This is a genomic window from Solirubrobacter deserti (assembly GCF_027587175.1).
In the GTDB taxonomy this organism is placed as follows: domain Bacteria; phylum Actinomycetota; class Thermoleophilia; order Solirubrobacterales; family Solirubrobacteraceae; genus Solirubrobacter; species Solirubrobacter deserti.
In genome coordinates this window covers 76,547-93,957 of record NZ_JAPCID010000015.1, presented here as the reverse complement: position 1 = coordinate 93,957, position 17,411 = coordinate 76,547, and the positions used below count along the sequence as shown (strand labels likewise).

Annotated in this window: 13 protein-coding genes; 8 read left to right on the top strand and 5 right to left on the bottom strand. The window is 69.0% G+C overall.

All coding sequences use genetic code 11. From position 1 onward, the window contains the following. Positions 1–6 precede the first annotated feature (6 nt). Genes OJ962_RS12760 through asnB form a run of 4 tightly spaced genes read right to left on the bottom strand, consistent with a single transcriptional unit; the run spans position 7 to position 4,614 of the window. Positions 7–828 carry a glycosyltransferase family 2 protein gene (locus OJ962_RS12760; protein WP_202957872.1) on the bottom strand — a complete coding sequence of 274 codons (822 nt, stop codon included), beginning with the start codon at positions 826–828 and terminating at the stop codon, positions 7–9. After that, positions 825–1,322, bottom strand: a complete 498-nt coding sequence (locus OJ962_RS12755; protein WP_202957873.1) for a glycosyltransferase — start codon at positions 1,320–1,322, stop codon at positions 825–827. Before OJ962_RS12755 ends, OJ962_RS12760 begins: the two co-directional genes overlap by 4 nt. Further along, positions 1,319–1,804 (bottom strand): glycosyltransferase family protein, encoded by a 486-nt coding sequence (locus tag OJ962_RS12750; RefSeq protein WP_202957874.1) that lies wholly within the window; start codon positions 1,802–1,804, stop codon positions 1,319–1,321. The genes OJ962_RS12755 and OJ962_RS12750 overlap by 4 nt, the downstream gene beginning before the upstream one ends. Continuing rightward, on the bottom strand, positions 1,801–4,614 hold the full coding sequence (gene asnB, locus OJ962_RS12745) for an asparagine synthase (glutamine-hydrolyzing) (protein WP_238932456.1): 2,814 nt from the start codon (positions 4,612–4,614) through the stop codon (positions 1,801–1,803). Before asnB ends, OJ962_RS12750 begins: the two co-directional genes overlap by 4 nt. 225 nt (positions 4,615–4,839) lie before the next feature. Here asnB and OJ962_RS12740 point away from each other — a divergent pair, with 225 nt between their 5' ends. From OJ962_RS12740 to OJ962_RS12705, 8 genes are all read left to right on the top strand, one after another. After that, positions 4,840–5,754: a hypothetical protein gene (locus OJ962_RS12740; protein ID WP_202957876.1), complete on the top strand. Its 915-nt coding sequence runs from the start codon at positions 4,840–4,842 to the stop codon at positions 5,752–5,754. A gap of 25 nt (positions 5,755–5,779) precedes the next feature. Next, the gene (locus tag OJ962_RS12735) at positions 5,780–6,934 is read left to right on the top strand and encodes a class I SAM-dependent methyltransferase (protein WP_202957877.1); all 1,155 of its coding nucleotides are present in this window, start codon (positions 5,780–5,782) and stop codon (positions 6,932–6,934) included. Between the two features lie 82 nt (positions 6,935–7,016). Continuing rightward, positions 7,017–8,072, top strand: coding sequence for a glycosyltransferase family 2 protein (locus OJ962_RS12730; RefSeq protein WP_202957878.1), 1,056 nt, complete (start codon positions 7,017–7,019; stop codon positions 8,070–8,072). Next, entirely contained in the window at positions 8,069–8,845 is a 777-nt protein-coding gene (gene rfbF, locus OJ962_RS12725) for a glucose-1-phosphate cytidylyltransferase (RefSeq protein ID WP_202957879.1), read from the top strand. The genes OJ962_RS12730 and rfbF overlap by 4 nt, the downstream gene beginning before the upstream one ends. Continuing rightward, positions 8,845–9,882 carry an NAD-dependent epimerase/dehydratase family protein gene (locus OJ962_RS12720; protein WP_202957880.1) on the top strand — a complete coding sequence of 346 codons (1,038 nt, stop codon included), beginning with the start codon at positions 8,845–8,847 and terminating at the stop codon, positions 9,880–9,882. The genes rfbF and OJ962_RS12720 overlap by 1 nt, the downstream gene beginning before the upstream one ends. Beyond that, positions 9,875–11,146 carry a class I SAM-dependent methyltransferase gene (locus OJ962_RS12715; RefSeq protein ID WP_270006377.1) on the top strand — a complete coding sequence of 424 codons (1,272 nt, stop codon included), beginning with the start codon at positions 9,875–9,877 and terminating at the stop codon, positions 11,144–11,146. The genes OJ962_RS12720 and OJ962_RS12715 overlap by 8 nt, the downstream gene beginning before the upstream one ends. Before the next feature lie 77 nt (positions 11,147–11,223). After that, on the top strand, positions 11,224–12,312 hold the full coding sequence (locus OJ962_RS12710; RefSeq protein WP_270006376.1) for a class I SAM-dependent methyltransferase: 1,089 nt from the start codon (positions 11,224–11,226) through the stop codon (positions 12,310–12,312). Between the two features lie 242 nt (positions 12,313–12,554). Continuing rightward, a complete protein-coding gene (locus tag OJ962_RS12705) occupies positions 12,555–16,133 on the top strand; it encodes an Ig-like domain-containing protein (RefSeq protein WP_202957883.1) in 3,579 nt (1,192 codons plus the stop codon). A 53-nt stretch (positions 16,134–16,186) separates the two neighbouring features. Here OJ962_RS12705 and OJ962_RS12700 read toward each other — a convergent pair whose 3' ends face one another. Then, positions 16,187–17,290: a hypothetical protein gene (locus tag OJ962_RS12700; RefSeq protein WP_270006375.1), complete on the bottom strand. Its 1,104-nt coding sequence runs from the start codon at positions 17,288–17,290 to the stop codon at positions 16,187–16,189. Between the last annotated feature and the right edge of the window lie 121 nt (positions 17,291–17,411).

The following is a 17,411-nucleotide window of genomic DNA, read 5'->3' as shown; positions in this document are numbered from 1 at the left end:
GGCGCGTCAGCCCGGATACTTGCGCCAACCCGGAGGGAAGTCCGGGATGTCGGCGAGCCGGAACCAGCCGTGGCGCTCGTTCAGGCCCCGCACGCCGGGCACGGCGAGCAATGCCCGCTTGACGCGGTTCTTGCGGATCTCGCGCTCCCAGTAGGCCTTCCAGTACGCGTGCTTCTCGCGGGTGGGCTTGGCGTAGAAGGCGCCGCCGGCGTGCTTGAGCTGCGTGTCCTCGAGGTACGCCGCCTCGAACCCGAGCTTCGCGATGTCCTCGATGTACGCCGCGTCCTCGAGCCAGAAGACCTCGCCGGGATTTTGCCGAAAGCCGCCGGCGCGCTCCATCAGTTCGCGCGACGTCAGCGCGCAGCCGCCGCCGACCGGTCCGCGCTTGAGCCGCACCCCGTTGATGACCTCGGTGTGGTATGCGTGCGGACGCTCCTCGTACATGACCCGCGCCGCCGTGTCGTGCGGGTTGTTGACGAGGTTCGCCGCGAGGAACCCGATCTGCGGCAGCTTCTCATAGGACTCAAGCAGGGTTCGATCCCACTCGTGCGGCGCGTCGATCATGTCGTCGTCGAGCTCGACGATGTACGGCGCGCTGGTGAGCTTGACGGCCTCGGCGTACGCGTTCGCGCCGATGTTCTTGTCGTGGCGGACCACGCGGAGGCGCGGATCGTCGAGGCTCTCGAGGTACTCGACCGTACCGTCGGTCGACGCGTTGTCCCACACGAGGATCTCGGTCGTGAGCTCGGACGTGCGCGAGAGGACGTTTTCCACGCACAGCTTCAGCAGGTGGGCGCGCTCATGCGTGAGCACGACGACGGCGATCATGGCCGCGGACGACTCCTGGTCTCGATGGTCTGTTGGAAGTAACCGCGAAGGTCGCGAACGAGCGACCCTTCGCCGAAGGTCGGTACGGCGAACTCGTCGCCCACCGCGAGGGTGGGAATGGCCTCCGCCAGGCGGCTCGGATCCTCGACCAGCGTGACGAGGCCGGCGCCGGCGAACCGCCGCGACGACTCGACCTGATGGTCGTCGACGGTCTCGTCGAAGCGCTTGAACCGCGGGACGACAACGGGGCGCCGGCCGTTGCTCAGGCACAGCAGGATCGACCCGACCCCGGCGTGCGTGATGACGACGCGAGCCTCCCGGACCAGCTCGGCCAAGCGCGCCATGGGGACGAAGTCCACGCACTCGGCGTTGCGTGGCTGCACGGCCGAGCAGCCGTACTGCGCGACGACGCGCTCGTCGCCGGAGAGCGTCTCGACCGCCCGCAGGAGGCGATCGAACGGGAACTGGCTGGCGCCGGTGACGACGAGGATCATCGGTCTCCGAACACCGTGCCGGCGTAGCGTGCGCCGGGGACCGCGTCAACCAGCTCAGGCCACTGCACGTACACGCGATCGGCGATCGGACGAGCGAGTCGACAACTGAGCGACGGCCGCTCGGCGCGCGCGAGCGTCTCCACGTAGGCGACCCGCACACCGTGCGCCCGTGCGACCCACGCGAACGGCACCGCCACGGCTGCGCCGGTGGTCACGAGGACCTGCGGGCGTAGCCGCTTGATCAGGCGCCGCGCCAGCAGCACGTTGCGCACGGCGTTCTTGAGGCTACGCGCAGCGGGTGAGTGCGCATAGAAGAGCCGCTCACCTTCGAGCAACGACTCCACGTCGCCGCCGCCGTGGCTGCCGACGACCCAGGCGTGGTCGTACTCGCTCCACGCCTGTCGGAGCGACCACAGCTGCAGGAGGTGACCGCCGGCGGTGCAGACGAGCAGGACGTCGACGTGCTCGGTGCCGTGGCTCACGACGTGGCCGCCCCGATCGCCCGGCGCCGGCGAGCTCTCAGGCTGCGCACGCTCTGGGATCGACGCAGCTCCGCGCGCACCTCGGCATCCGAGCACACGGGCTGGCGCTTCAGCGCCGCTGCCGCGTAGCCCCAGATCATCGCGAGAGCGGCGGGCTCGGAGCGGGTGTGATGCAGCGCGCGCAAGGTGAGGAACCAGCCGCGGTAGCCCATGTAGTGGGCGGCGCGACCGCGCGCCGTCCACGGCTTCAGCCGGTGGCCGTCGCGCTCGCCCTCACCGCGGTGATGCTTGAACGGCAAGTTCACGAGCGTCCGCGTGTGCCAGCCGCGCAGATGCGCCTTCAGCTCGTCGATCCCGTCCCAGCCCATGCTGCGCTCGAGCGGCATGACGTCGTCCAGACACTCCCGGCGGTACGCACGGTCGGCGCCCCAGACGCTCGAGCCCGTGTTGTACCGCGCGACCCATTGACCGTCCTCGAGCTCGACAGCGTTGCCGCCGGCGATCCCCAGCGAGCGATCCTCGGCGAACGCGGACAGCAGGCGCTGGAAATGATCGGGCTCGAATGAGACGTCGGCGTCCACCTTGACCACCACCTCGTCGCGGCCGGCAAGGGCCGCGACGCCGCGCTCGAAGCCGCGTACGATCGGCGCGCCCCGCTCGACGGTGCGCGCGATCTCGGGGGCCTCGACGAGCGTGATCCACGGGTGCTCGGTGGCCAGCGTCCGCGTCAACGAGCACGTGTCGTCTGTGGAGCCGGTATCGACGACGACCCACTGCGTGGGCGTGACCGTCTGTGAGGCGAGGCTCGCGGCGAGCCGCGGGAGGTTCTCGGCCTCATCGCGGACGGGAGTCACGACGGCGTACGACAGCTCGGGCTCAGACGGGACGGGCTTGGTGTCGAGGGTCAGGGGGGCGCCGCCGGCCGACGGGATCGCCCGCGGCAGCGTGGACGACAGCCACACCTCGAGCATGACGATCGCGAGCAGCAGGCGGCCGTTCCGTGTGTCGGTCCCGTCGGCGTGACGGCGCACCAGCGAGGCGACCGTGCCGCGGTCCAGGAACTCGGCGTAACGCGGGGAGGGAGTGAGCAGGAAGTCGCTGATCCCGCCGCCGGCCTGGGCCGCGAACCAGCGGTCGACGGAGCCGGCGAAGAACCCGATCTTCTGCTTGTCGATGATCCGATCCGGGATGATGCCCCGCGCCGCATGCTTGAGCACGTGCTTGGTCGTCGTGACGCGCCGCACCTTCATGGCGGTCGGGATCGTGGCGCAGTACTCGACCATCTTGTGATCGAGGAACGGCACGCGCACCTCGAGCGAGTGCGCCATCGAGGCGCGGTCGAAGTAGTGGAGCATGTCGTCCACGAGTGCCAGCTGGCCGTCGATGTACAGCGTTGCGGCAAGCGGCTCGTCGGCGATATCCCCCAACCGCTCGGCCACGACGCGGCGAGCCGCGTCCCCGTCCAACTCGGCAAGCGGGCCCCGCAGCAGACGGCCGCGCAGGTCGTCGTCGAGCTTGCCGCTCATCGCCAGGAGGCGGTCGACGGAGCCGGGGGCCTCGAGCGTTCGGGCCATGCGCTGCACCTTGCCGGGGCCGCGCCTGGCCGCGGACGTGATGGCGGCGCGAGCGGGGGCGGGAAGCCGGCTGAACGCGGCCGCGGCGGCAGCGGCCTGATGCTTGTTGTAGCCGCCGAGGAGCTCGTCGGCGCCCTGGCCGGAGAGCGTGACGGTCACGTGCTTGGCCGCGAGCTCCGACAGGGCCGAGAAGCCGAGTGACGAGAGATCGGCGAGCGGCTCGTCGATCTGCCAGGAAAGCGTCTCGAGATCGACCGCGGCGTCCGATACCGACAGCTGCAGCTCGTGGTGCTCAGCCCCGATCGAGTCCGCCACGAGCTTGGCGTCCGAGAGCTCGTTCTTCTTGCCGTCCTCGGCGAAGCCGACCGAGAACGTCTTGACAGGCTCGCTCATGTTGCGCGCCATCAGCGCGACTATCACGCTCGAATCCAGGCCGCCGCTCAGCATCGCGCCGAGCGGCACATCGGCCATCAGCCGGGACTTGACGGCGTCCTCGAGCTCGGCGATCAGACCCTCGCCCCAGTCGTCGACCGTCAGGCCGGGCTGGGCCTCGGGGCGGGGATAGGCCCAATACCGCTCGACGCTCACGCCGGACTCGTCGATCACGAGCCGGTGCCCGGGCATCAGCTTCGAAACGCCGGCCAGAGGCGTGCGCGGACCGGAGAAGAAGCCGAAGGTGAGGTAGCTGTCGATCGCCTCGTAGTCGAGGTCCGGACCGATCAACCCGGACGCGAGCAGGCTCTTGAGCTCAGACGCGAAGATGACGCGGTCGCCGACCTGAGCCCAGTACAGCGGCTTGACGCCGAGGCGGTCGCGCGCGATCACGGCGCGGCGGCGGGTTCCGTCCCAGATCGCGATGGCGAACTTGCCCCGAAGCTGCTCGGGTACGTGCGTCCCGTAGCGCTCGTACAGGTGCGGCAGGATCTCGGTGTCGCAGCGTGTCCGAAGGACGTGGCCCTCGGCCTTGAGCTGGCGCGTGATCTCGGCGTGGTTGTAGAGCTCGCCGTTCTGCATCCCCCAGATGTCGCCGGTCTCGTTCGGGAACGGCTGGTGGCCGGCCTCGACGTCGACGATGCTGAGGCGGCGCGCGCCGAAGGCGACGCCGGGCGCCTGCATGATGCCGCGATCATTCGGTCCGCGATGGGTCATCGCGTCCGTCATCTGGTTGAGGACCTCGGGCGAGATGACCTCGCGAGCCTCCCCGCCCACCTGTACCACTCCGCAGATGCCGCACATATGACCGCCAAGCTAGGCGCTCGCCCGCGCGGCTTCGACAACCCAATGGATGGGATCCGCTGCGGTTGACCTAGCCAGTCGGCGAGGGTCGCCCGTCTTGCGCCGGGAACTGACCGAACGGGGGGTCAACGGCACGGAGGCCCAAGCCTACGATCACGTCACCTGCTCAGCCGGCGCGATGGGCGCCTGCAGCCAGCCTTCGACCCATCCAGGGGGAATCGCCCAGTGAACACCGTCTACGTCGACACCAACACGGATGAGGCCACGCGCCGCGAGCGCCTGTACAACGGCCACCTGTTCGTCCTCGCTCCCCGCCCCAGCACGCTGGCGCTGGTCGAGCATGCCCGCGAGATGATCGAGGCTGCGTTCGGCGACATCGATCCGGCCCTCGCGCAGTACGAGATGCCGGTCGAGCGCTACGTGGAGATCTGCGCGCCGCTGAAGCCGGCGTTCATCCACAACGACAGGACCAAGCAGCTCCTGAAGGACGTCGTCGAGGACTTCGGCTGCGTGCTCGAGGAGACCTTCATCGACGTGCCGCGCCTGCGCATGGTCACGAGCGACGGCTATCTGACCTCGGGGGTCGGCTACGCGCACCATCCGCACCGCGACACGTGGTACTCGGCGCCGATGGCGCAGCTGAACTGGTGGCTGCCGATCTACGACATCGAGACCGAGCAGTCGATGGCGTTCCACCCGCACTACTTCGACAAGGCGATCAAGAACGGCTCGTCGGAGTTCAATTACTACGACTGGAACTCGAGCGGGCGCAAGGACGCGGCGAAGCAGATCAAGTCCGATACGCGCAAGCAGCCCAAGCCGGAGGAGGAGCTCGAGCTCGAGCCGTCTCTGCGCCTGCTGCCGCCGGCCGGCGGCATCGTCCTGTTCTCCGCGGCGCACCTGCATTCGACCGTGCCGAACACGTCCGGCCGGGCCCGCTACAGCATCGATTTCCGCACGGTCAACGCCGTCGACCTGGCGGAGGGCAAGGGCGCCCCGAACCTCGACAGCCACTGCACCGGCACGTCGCTGCGTGACTTCATCCGCGGCTCGGACCGCTCCGCCATGCCCGAGGAGCTCGTCGCCAAGTACGACGACGAGTCGTCCGCCGACGGCGTGCTGGTCTACCAGCCGGCCTAACCGAGAAACGAAAGCGAGGCGGGACGTGAGCTGCCCGGTCTGCAAGCGTCCCGCCGACGCGCCCTTCGTGCACATCGCCGGCGTGCCCGTGCACGTGAGCCAGTTGCACACGACGCCGAGCGGCGCGCGGACCGCGCGCCGGGGCGATCTGCAGCTGGCCTTCTGCGCCGGCTGCGGCTTCATCTGGAACGTCGCCTTCGATGCGGCGCTTGTCGAGTACGACGCGGCCTACGAGAACTCGCTCGATCACTCGCGCGCGTTCACCGACTACGCGAACGGACTCGCCCAGCGGCTCGTCGAGCGCTACGACGTCCGCGGCCGCCGCGTGGCCGAGATCGGCTGCGGCCAGGCGGAGTTCCTGCGCGCCCTGTGCAACGCCGGCCACAACCGCGGCTTCGGCTACGACCCGACCTACGTGGGCGACGACAGCGACCCGCGGATCACGATTCGCCGCGAGCTGTATTCCGAGGAAACAGTCGGCGACCTCGAACCCGAGTTCGTGTGCTGCCGTCACGTACTCGAGCACCTGGAGCAGCCGCTGGCGTTCGTCCGCTCGCTGCGGCGCACGCTCTCCGCCGAGCGCGCGGCGACCGTGTATGTAGAGGTCCCCAACGGCACGCACCAACTCCTCAACGGCGTGGTCTGGGACATGATCTACGCACACTACGCGACCTACACGGAGCCGTCGCTGCGCACCCTCTTCGAGCTCGGGGGCTTCGAGATCCTCGACAGCGGTGCGGCCTTCGGCGATCAGTACCTGTGGCTCGAGGCGCGTCCGACGGACGCGCCCGTGCCCGACGCCCCGTCGGCCGACCTGGACGCCGTCCGCGCCGCCGTCGAGCGCTTCGCCGCCGGGTACAGCGGCTTCGTCGGCGATTGGCGCCGGCGGGTCGACGGCCTGCGCACGCAGGGACGCCGCGTCGTCCTCTGGGGCGCCGGCGCCAAGGGGGTGAGCCTGCTGAACTCACTCGAGGACCACGACGCCATCGCGCGGGTCGTGGACGTCAACCCGCGCAAGCACGGCACCTACGTGCCGGGGGCGGGGACACCGGTCGTGTCCCCGGAGGCGCTGCGCGCCTTCTCGCCGGATGTGGTGGTGCTGGCAAACCCGATCTACCGCGACGAGGTCCGCGGGATCCTCGCCGAGTTGGGCCAGAGCGCCGAGATCCTGTGCGTCTGAACTAGCCGATCGGCGAGGATCGCCGACCCGCTAACCGAACGGGCGGGGACGGCGTAGAACCCCAGACCTAGCATCGCCATCGATGGTCAAGAACCCCACAGCGCAGAACGCTCCGGCGCCTCGTGTGGCCGTCGTGATCCCGACCTACAACCGGGCTCGCTGGCTCGGCGGGGCAATCGAGAGCATCCTCGCGCAGACGTACAAGGACTTCCGCCTGGTCGTCTCCGACAACGCGTCGACGGATGACACGGCCGCGGTCGTCGCTCGCTTCGACGATCCGCGCCTGACGTACGTGCGACGAGCGACCAACTGCGGCCTGAACGAGCACTACAACGGCTGGTTCGCCAACGTCGAGGCCGACTACCTGTACATGGTCCCGGACGACGACCGGCTCACTCCAGACGCTCTGGCGGTGACCGTCGCGGCGCTCGAGGCCAACCCGCGCGCCGCGATGATCCACGCCCAAGTCGATGTGGTCGACGAAGCCGGCGAGGTGATCGCCGCGGAGCACCACATGAGCGGCCTCGACAGCAACACCGTCGAGCGTGGGACCGACTTCATCCGCCGCTCGATGCAGATGTCCTACCGGGTACACGCGACCACGGTCCTGCTGCGCACGGAGGCCGTGCGCAGCGTGCTGCTCGACGAGCGCGACTACCCCGTTACCGATCTGGGGCACTTCATGCGGATCGCGCTCGACTGGGACGTGGTGTTCCGCAAGCAGACGATCGCGCGCTACCGCATCCACGACGGTGCCTACAGCGCTGGTGCGGCGCAGGTGACCGACGGCGGCTACATCCAAGGCACCGAACGGATCGAGAAGTTCCTGGAAGTCAAGCTGCGCTTCCTGGACGAGCACGGTGACCGCCTCACCGGCGTCCCCGCCCTGCGGCGCGAGGCGCACCGCGCGTTCCGCCGCGAGCTCATCGAGCACGCGGCGCACGCCACGTTCCCCGCGCGCCGGCCGGCGCCCACCGCCCGTGTGCTCCGCGCCTGCGCGCGGCGCGATGCGGCCGTCGTCTTCGAGCCGACGGCGTGGCGGCTGCTCGCGGGCTCGCTGCTCGGCGCGCGCGCGACCACTGCAATCAAGCGGGCGCTGCGGCGCCCAACCCCAACAGAGGTGACTCCCGCATCATGAAGGTCGCGATCCTCGCCGGCGGCGTCGGCAGCCGCATCTCGGAGGAGACCGAGATCAAGCCCAAGCCGATGGTCGAAATCGGCGGCCGCCCGATCCTCTGGCACATCATGAAGCACTACGCCCACTACGGGTACACGGACTTCGCGATCGCCCTCGGGTACAAGGGCGAGGTCATCAAGCGCTACATGGTCGACTACGCGTCGCTGTACGGCGATCTGACCGTTGGCCTCGCGAACGGGCACATCGAGCGCCGCAACGGCCACGGCGCGGAGATCGACGACTGGACCGTCTCGCTCGTGGACACAGGCCAGGGCACGGCCACCGGCGGTCGCATCAAGCGCCTCGCGCCGACCATCGGCAACGAGACGTTCATGTGCACGTGGGGCGACGGCGTCTCCAACGTCGACCTGGACAAGCTGCTCGAGTTCCACCGCTCGCACGGCAAGCTGGCCACGATGACGGCGGTCCGGCCGCCGGCCCGCTTCGGCCACCTGGAGCTCGACGGCAACGTCATCTCCGACTTCAACGAGAAGCCGCAGATCGGCGAAGGCTGGATCAACGGCGCCTTCTTCGTGCTCGAGCCCGAGGTGTTCGACTACGTCCCGGGCGACGACACGATGTGGGAGCGCGAGCCGCTCGAGCGGCTCGCCCGCGAAGGCCAGCTGATGGCCTACAAGCACGAAGACTTTTGGCAGTGCATGGACACCCTCCGCGACAAGAAGCTGCTGGAGGAACTCTGGAACGACGGGGCTCCGTGGAGGACCTGGGAATGATGCGCGTACTCGTCACCGGCCACAACGGCTACATCGGCTGCTCGCTGCTGCCTCTGCTGCAGCAGGCGGGCCACGAGGTCGTGGGCCTCGACAACTACCTCTATGAGACGTGCACCTTCGGGCCGGACGTCCCGGATGTGCCGTCGCTGCGCAAGGACGTCCGCGACGTCGAGCTCGGCGACCTCGAGGGCTTCGACGCCGTCATCCACCTGGCGGCCATCTCCAACGATCCCGTCGGCGACCTGAACCCGGACGCGACGTACTCGATCAACCACCGCGCGTCCACCCGCCTGGCCAAGCTGGCCAAGGAGGCGGGCGTCGAGCGCTTCCTGTTCTCGTCCTCGTGCAGCCTCTACGGCGCCGCAGGCGACGACATCCTCGACGAGAGCGCGAGCTTCAACCCGGTCACGCCCTACGGCGAGTCCAAGCTGCTGGTCGAGAACGACCTGCGCGAGCTGGCCGACGACGACTTCAGCCCGACCTACCTGCGCAACGCCACGGCTTACGGCCTCTCGGCCCGCCTGCGCGGCGACCTGGTGGTCAACAACCTCACGGGCTACGCGGTCACGACGGGCCAGGTGCTGCTCAAGAGCGACGGTTCCTCCTGGCGCCCGCTCGTGCACATCGAGGACATCAGCCGCGCCTTCGTGGCGATCCTCGAGGCGCCGCGCGAGCTGGTGCACAACGAGCCGTTCAACGTCGGCCGCACCGAGGAGAACTACAAGATTCGCGACGTCGCGACGATCGTCGGCGAGGTCGTGCCCGGCAGCACGGTCACGTTCGCGGACGGCGCGTCTCCGGACATCCGCAACTACCGCGTCAACTGCGACAAGATCATGGAGACCCTGCCGGCCTTCCAGCCGGTGTGGACGGTCCGCAAGTCGGTCGAGGAGCTGTACGCGGCCTACGTTGCCAACGGGCTCGAGCTCGACGACTTCCTGTCACGCCGCTTCATGCGCATCAAGCACGTCCGCGAGCTGCAGGAGGAGGGCGTCCTGGACGACAGCCTCCGCCGTCTGGAGGCCTCCGTTGCCTAGTCCCGCCCCGTCGTCGGAACAGGCGCGCACGGACTTCGTCGTCGTCGAGCGCTGTCGGGGCTGCGGCTCCGGCCCGCTCGTCGACTTCCTCGACCTGGGCGAGCTGCCGCTGCCGGACGCGCTCCTCGCCACGGCCGACCTCGACGGTCCCGAGGCGCGGTTCCCCATGGACGTCACGTTCTGCCGCGAGTGCTCGCTCGTGCAGATCCGCCAGGACGTGTCGCCGGAGGCGCTGTTCGTCGAGAACAACCTCTACTTCTCGTCGTTCTCGGCCGGCCTGCTCAAGCACTGCCGCGAGCACGCGCTGAACCTGATCCAGACGCGTGGCCTCGGCGCGGGCAGCCTCGTCGTGGAGATCGCCTCCAACGACGGGTACATGCTCAAGAACTTCGTCGAGCACGGCATCCCGGCGCTCGGCATCGAGCCGGGTCCGCCGCAGGCCGCGGCCGCGATCGCCGAGGGCGTGCCCACGCGCCAGGAGTTCTTCGACGCCGACTGCGCCCGCCGGCTGGTGGCCGAGGGCAAGCGTGCCGACGTGATCATCGCCAACAACGTGATGGCGCACACGCCGACGCTCAACTCGTTCGCCGAGGGCCTGAGCATCCTGCTCGCCGAGGACGGCGTGGCGACGATCGAGAACACCTACGTCAAGGATCTGATCGACCACTGCGAGTTCGACACGATCTACCACGAGCACTTCTGCTACTTCTCGTGCACCGCGGTGGACGCGCTGATGCGCCGCCACGGGCTGTTCCTGAACGCCGTCGAGCACTTCCCGACGCTGCAGGGCGGCACGCTGCGCTGGATCATCGGCGCCCGTGAGGACGTGCAGGAGTCCGCGCGCGGCTTCCTCGCCGCCGAGCGCGAGCAGGGGCTGACGAGCTTCGAGTACTACGAGCGCTTCGGCGAGCGCGTCACGGGCATCCGCAAGGGCTTGCGCGAGCTGCTGGCCGGCCTGCGCGCCGAGGGCAAGTCGATCGTCGGCTACGGCGCGGCCGCGAAGGCGTCCACGCTGTTGAACTTCACCGGCGTCGACGGCGAGTTCATCGACTACGTGGTCGACCGCAACGTGCACAAGCACGGCAAGCACATGCCGGGCATACACCAGCCGATCCATCCGGTCGAGAAGTTGCTCGAGGATCAGCCCGACTACGTGCTGCTGCTGGCCTGGAACTACCGCGACGAGGTCATGCGCCAGCAGGCCGAGTACCTCGAGCGCGGCGGCCGGTTCATCATCCCGGTGCCGGAGCCGCAGATCCTGTGAGCTGCCCGGCGTGTGGCGCCCAGCAGCTCGAGCACTTTTACGAGAAACGCGGCATCCCGGTCCACAGCGTCCGCCTCGTGAATTCCCGCGAGGAGGCGCTGTCGTTCCCGACCGGCGATCTGCGGCTCGGGTTCTGCGCGGCGTGCGGATTCATCACGAACACGCTCTACGACGCCGCGCTGCAGGACTACGGCATCGGCAACGAGGCCAGCCAGGGCTTCTCGCCGACGTTCAACGCGTTCTCGAAGGAGCTCGCCCGGCGCTGGGTGGAGCGTTACGGACTCGAAGGTAAGGGCGTCCTGGAGATCGGCTCCGGCAAGGGCGAGTTCCTCGTCGACATGATCGAGGCCGGCGCCGGCCACGCCGTCGGCGTGGACCCGGCGCTGCTCGACGAGCGGCTGGACCCGGCGCTCGCCGACCGCATCTCGTTCATCAAGGAGCACTACTCCGAGCGTCACGGCGCATTGACGGGCGACGCGGTCGTGTGCCGTCACACGCTCGAGCACATCGGGCCGGTGCTCGACTTCGTCAGCATCATCACGCGCTCGCTCGAAGGGCGCCCCGACACGGCCGTGTTGTTCGAGCTGCCCGACGTCGGCCGCGTGCTGCGCGAGTGCGCGTTCTGGGACATCTACTACGAGCACTGCTCGTACTTCACGCCCGGGTCGCTGGCCCGGCTGTACCGCAAGGCGGGGCTCGACGTGCTCGACCTCGAGCTCGACTACGACGATCAATACATCCTCATCGAGGGCCGTCCGGCCACGGGCGCGCCCAACGCGCCGCTGGCGCTGGAGGAGACGCCGGAGGCCGTGGCCGCCGACGTGGCGGCGTTCGTGCGCGACTTCGAGGCCACGCGCACGGCGTGGCAGGACCGCGTGCGCAGCGCCCGTGCTGACGGCCGCAGGACCGTGCTGTGGGGTGGCGGCTCCAAGGGCGTCGCGTTCCTCACGACGCTCGGCCTCTCGGCCGAGGTCGACTTCGTCGTGGACGTCAACCCGTTCAAGCAGGACAAGTTCATGGCGGGCACCGGGCACGAGGTCAGTTCGCCGGAGCGCCTGCGCACCGAGCAGCCGGATCTCGTCGTGGCCATGAACCCCATCTACCTGGAGGAGATCGGCGCCGACCTCCACCGCTTCGGTGTGAACGCGGAGCTCGTCGCCGTCTAAAGGCTCGGACCTTTCGACGCGCCCGTTCTGTATATTCGCCTCGCACAGGGGTCAGCGTGAAGACGTTGCTGCCCTCTGGGCGAGAGTGAATTGAGTCTGCGTTTGGTCAACGCAGCAGAACGCGTTCGCGCACGGTCAGCGCGGATACTCCAGACGAATGACGTGCCCAGGCATGGGGGCCGCGGCGCGCGAGATGAGAGGTCAGCTTGTCGGGGGGAAGGGTCCCAGGCACCTCGCGTGCCGTGCTGGTCGTCCTGGTGGGTGCGCTGTTCGCGTTCGCTCACGCATCCGTGGCGACCGCCGCTCCTGCGGCGCCGTCGGTGAAGTCGCCCACGAGCTACTCCTGGAGCAACAGCTCCTCGCTCACCGTCTCGGGTACGGCTGCTGCCGGCTCCACGGTCGACGTGCTGGTCGACTCCGTCTCGCGCGGTACGACGACCGCCACGAGCTCCGGCACCTGGACGCGCACGATCACGGTGCCGGACGGTGACCGGCTCTTGACCGCGACCGCGTCCGACGCCACGGGCAAGTCGCCCGCGTCGAGCATCGTCGTCGTCCGCATCGACACGACGGCGCCGGCGGCGCCGGTCATCACCAGCCCGGCGGAAGGCGCCGGCGTCGGGACGAGGATGACCCTGTCGGGCACCGCCGAGAGCGGGACGACGGTCGAGTTGTTCGAGAACGGCCAGCCCCGCGGCACGGTCGCGGCCTCGAGCGGGACGTGGAGCCGTGAGTTCACCGGCCTCAAGGACGGCGCGCGCGTGAACTTCACGGCCCGCACGACCGACTTCGCCCGCAACGTCTCCGCCCTGTCCGCCGTGCGTTCCGTGGTCGTCGGCGGCGGGCCCACGCCCCAGCCGCCTGCCGCGCCCGTGATCACGGCGCCGGTGGACGGCGGCTGGAGCCGCCTGTCCACGGTCGCGCTCTCGGGCACGGCCGTCGCCGGCGCGACCGTGACCGTGCGCGAGGGCAGCGTGACGCGCGGCACGGCGACGGCGTCGCTCACCGGGACGTGGTCGCTGATGCTGGCGGGCGTCACCGACGGCCTCCACAGCTACACCGCCACGGCGACGACGGCGGCCGGGACCTCGGCGCCGTCAAGCGCGCGCTCGGTGCGCGTGGACACGATCGCGCCCTCGCCCGCGACGCTGACCGCTCCGGAGAACAACCGCCTGCAGAACAGCTCGAGCGTCACCGTGACGGGCACGGCGGAGCCGAACGCGACGATCACGGTCTTTGACGGCCCGACGGCGCGCGCCACGACGGTTTCGTCCTCGGGCGGTGCGTTCTCCACCAGCGTGACCGGGCTCGCCGACGGCTCGCACGCTCTGACGGTCACCGTCGCCGACGCGGCCGGCAACACGTCGGCCGCCTCGGCCGCGCGCACGGTGCGCGTCGACGTCCGCGCGCCCGTCGTCTCGATCACGTCCGGCCCGGGCGGCGAGGCCGGCGCGGCGACGTTCGGCTTCGACGCCGACGAGGCCGGTGTGGCCTTCAGCTGCACGCTCAACGGCACGTACACGGCGTGCTCGAGCCCGCAGCGCTACAGCGGCCTGGGCGCCGGCGAGTACACGTTCCGGGTGCGGGCGACCGACCCGGCGGGCAACGTCGCGAGCCCCGCGCAGCGGACGTTCACGATCGCCGCTCCGACGCCGACGCCCACGGTGACGGTCACCGCGACGGCCACCGCCACGGAGACGGCGACGGCCACCGCGACGGCGACCGCCGCACCCGACACGCGGGCGCCCTCGGTCCCGACGGGCATGGCGTGGAACGGCGTCACGCAGACCTCGGTCGGCCTGCGCTGGAACGCCGCGACCGACGACCGTGCGGTCGTCGGCTACCGGCTCTACCGCAACGGCACCGCGGTCGGCACGACGACCTCGCTCTCGTACACGTTCTCCGGCCTCGCCTGCAACACGAGCTACACGTTCGCGCTCGAGGCCTACGACGCCGCGGGCAACGCGTCCAACCGGGCCGAGGCCACGGGCACGACGACGACGTCGGCCTGCCCGACCCCGACGCCCACCGCCACGGCGCCGCCGGACACGCAGGCGCCGTCGGTGCCGCAGGGCATGGCCTGGGACGGCGTGGGTCAGACGTCGGTCGGCCTGAAGTGGAGCGCGGCGAGCGACAACGTCGGCGTCGCGGGCTACCGCCTGTACCGCAACGGCACCCTCGTCGGGACGACGACGGCGCTGTCGTACACGTTCTCCGGGTTGAGTTGCGCGACGTCGTACACCTTCGCTCTGGAGGCGTATGACGCGGCGGGTAACGCGTCCAACCGCGCGGAGGCCGCGGGCACCGCGTCGACCGCGGCGTGCGTGACGCCGACGCCCACGGTCACCGTCACGCCCACGGTCACCGTCACGCCGACCGTCACGGTCACGCCGACCGTCACGGTCACGCCGACCGTCACGGTCACGCCCACGGTCACCGTGACCCCGACGGTGACGGTGACGCCGACCGTGACCCCCGAGGATCCACGAGTGGCCCACTTTTGGGTCGACCCCAACGGCGGCTCGTGCACTCGTCAGGCTTCGCCCGCCGCCTACAACGACGCCGCCGCGTGCGGCTCGCTGGACGCGGCCAACGACGTCTGCCGCGCCGGGGACACGGTGTTGATCAAGGGCGGGACCTACGGTGGTCAGACCGTCACGGGCGGCAACTCACGCACCAGCGACTGCATCATGCGCGTGGCTGGCGGCGAGGCCGCCCGGCTCAACGGCAACCTTCAGTTCCAAAGCGCGTCACGCGTGACCGTCGACGGTGGCGGTGCGCGCAATGGTGTCGGCGCCCGGTTGGTGACCACGACGATTCCGGGTAGTGGCTCTGAGCGCAATCAGTACGGTGCCTACGCTTCGGGTGGTTCGAAGTTTGTGACGTTGCAGGGTGCTGATTTCGGTGGTTGGCAGATTGACAACAGCAACAATGTGACGTATCGCAACAATGACATCGGTCCGTGTGACACGATCGATAGCGATGGTGGCGGTGGGAATTGCGATAACGGGTCGATTGAGTACTGCGAGGCGGGGTTTGCGCATTGCACGCAGTACAACGAGGGGCATGTGGTCGAGGGCAATTTGGTGCACGATTTCGGTGCTGATGACTCGTTTTTTGGTGGCGGGGGGTCGAATGATCCGCATTGGGAGTGCATGTATGTCTCGTATCCGCGGAATCTGACGATTCGTGGGAACACGTTCGTCAATTGCGCGAACGGCGGGAACATCTTCTTTACGTATTCCAACGCGGGCGGCGGCTTTACGGCTGATTACGGGTATACGGGGTTGACGATCGAGAACAACGTGTTCACCAAGACGTGCAACAACTCGTCGGCGCCGTGTGGTGGGCGGCTGGATTTCGCGTTCGGTATTTCCGGCCACTGCAACATCTACGGCGGAACGGACCTGAGCAATGTCGTTATCCGGAACAACTCGTTCTTGGGCGGGTCGGGCTTTGACATCAGCGGCGGCTGCACGCAGGGCAACCCGGGCGTGACCCTGAGCGGCAACGTCCGCCTCGGCATCAACGTCCGATCAGCGTGCGGATCAGGTGGTGCGTGGGCAGCGCTCCCTGCCTCGAGCTGGGAGCTGTTCTACGGCGGCTCGGTGGTCTGCGGCACGAACGCGCTGACGCTCGGGACCACGATCACCGCGCTCGATGCCCGCGTCGTGTCCAATAGCAACACCACGCCCGACGCACACCTCGTCGGCGCAACCAGTCCGCTCGACGGCTACGTCAAGGCCGCGTGCCCTGAAGCGGACATCGACGGCCAGTCCCGCCCGTCAACAGGCTGCGACGCGGGCGCCGACGAGCGTTGAAACCGACGCCTCGCGCCGGGTGGGGTCCGGCGCGAGGCGTTCAGCGGCGGTCGCTAGCGGCGGCACCAGTCGTTGCGCCAGGCCAAGAACTTGATCAGCTCGACAAGGGTCTTCGGGTTGCGGCACGTGTCGGCCGGCGGCGCGCAGTCCCTCCGGTGCCAGTAGAAGCCGAACGTCGTCTTCTTGACGGTGCAACCGTCGCCGTCGCCTGTATTGCAGTCTGGGCCGCCGAAGTACTTAAGGAACTTATCAGCGTACGCCTGCCCGAACTTCTGGGCAAGGTAGGTCTTCCACCAGTTCACCCACGCCTGGTACTTGGCGTTGTCGGCACCGGGCACGCACGGCTGTTCGGTGGGAGGCGTCTGTCCGCCTTCGATGCTGAGCGTCGCGGCGGTCCACGTCAGAGAGCCGGGGGTGTCGCCTCCCTCGGAGACCAGCTCGATCGTCACCGATGTTGCGTTCGGTGGAACGGTGATCGGCAGGTTCGCGGTGTCGAGCTGCCAGCCCTCGTTGGACTGCAGTTGATTCACGATCGAGAATGTCTCGCCCGTGTTGAACGTGCCCTTGACCACGTTGCCGTAGACGCCGGTCGAGGCCGGCCCGTAGGCGCTCCCGACGAGAAGGCCCAGCGAGCCGGCGCGCGCGGTTGTCGAGCCCGCGAAGTTGAACGTCTGCGGCACCGTCTTTTTGAAGTCGCCGCTGAACCCCTCATAGGCGAGGTCGTTGCCGTCACGCAGCCCAGCGAACTTGGACGTCCCGGGGACGTCGTAGATCACGACGAGCGCCGCGCCTTCGTTGCCGCTCGGCGGCAACGACGTGGACCGGAAGTGCATGTCGGAGACCGTGACCGTGTTGGTGCCGGCGGCGACCAACGCGAGGTTGGTCACGTCGGCGCGGTAGGTCCAGAACACCTCGCCCTGATAGAAGGTCGACGGGCCGCCGATGAGCGACCCGGTGACGCTCTTGTTGTTGAACGAGATCTGGGAGTCCGGCTGATTCTCATACCAGGCGTGACCGTGCCAGTAGGCAAGCACCTGTTTGATCGTCGCGTTCGCCGGCACGTCGAACGTGAATGAGACCGGCGTGCCGGGGAAGTCCTTGGTCCCGACGCCAGCGACGAGCGATGCCGACCCGGTCGCGATCGGGATGCTGGGCACCCCGAGCGTCTCGGTTCCATCCGCGTGAGCAAGCGGCGCTGCCAATAGCGACGCTACGGCCACGGCCACGATCCATCCGACCGTCTTCCTCATTCGAGCTTCCCTCCGTAGGAGCTGTGCT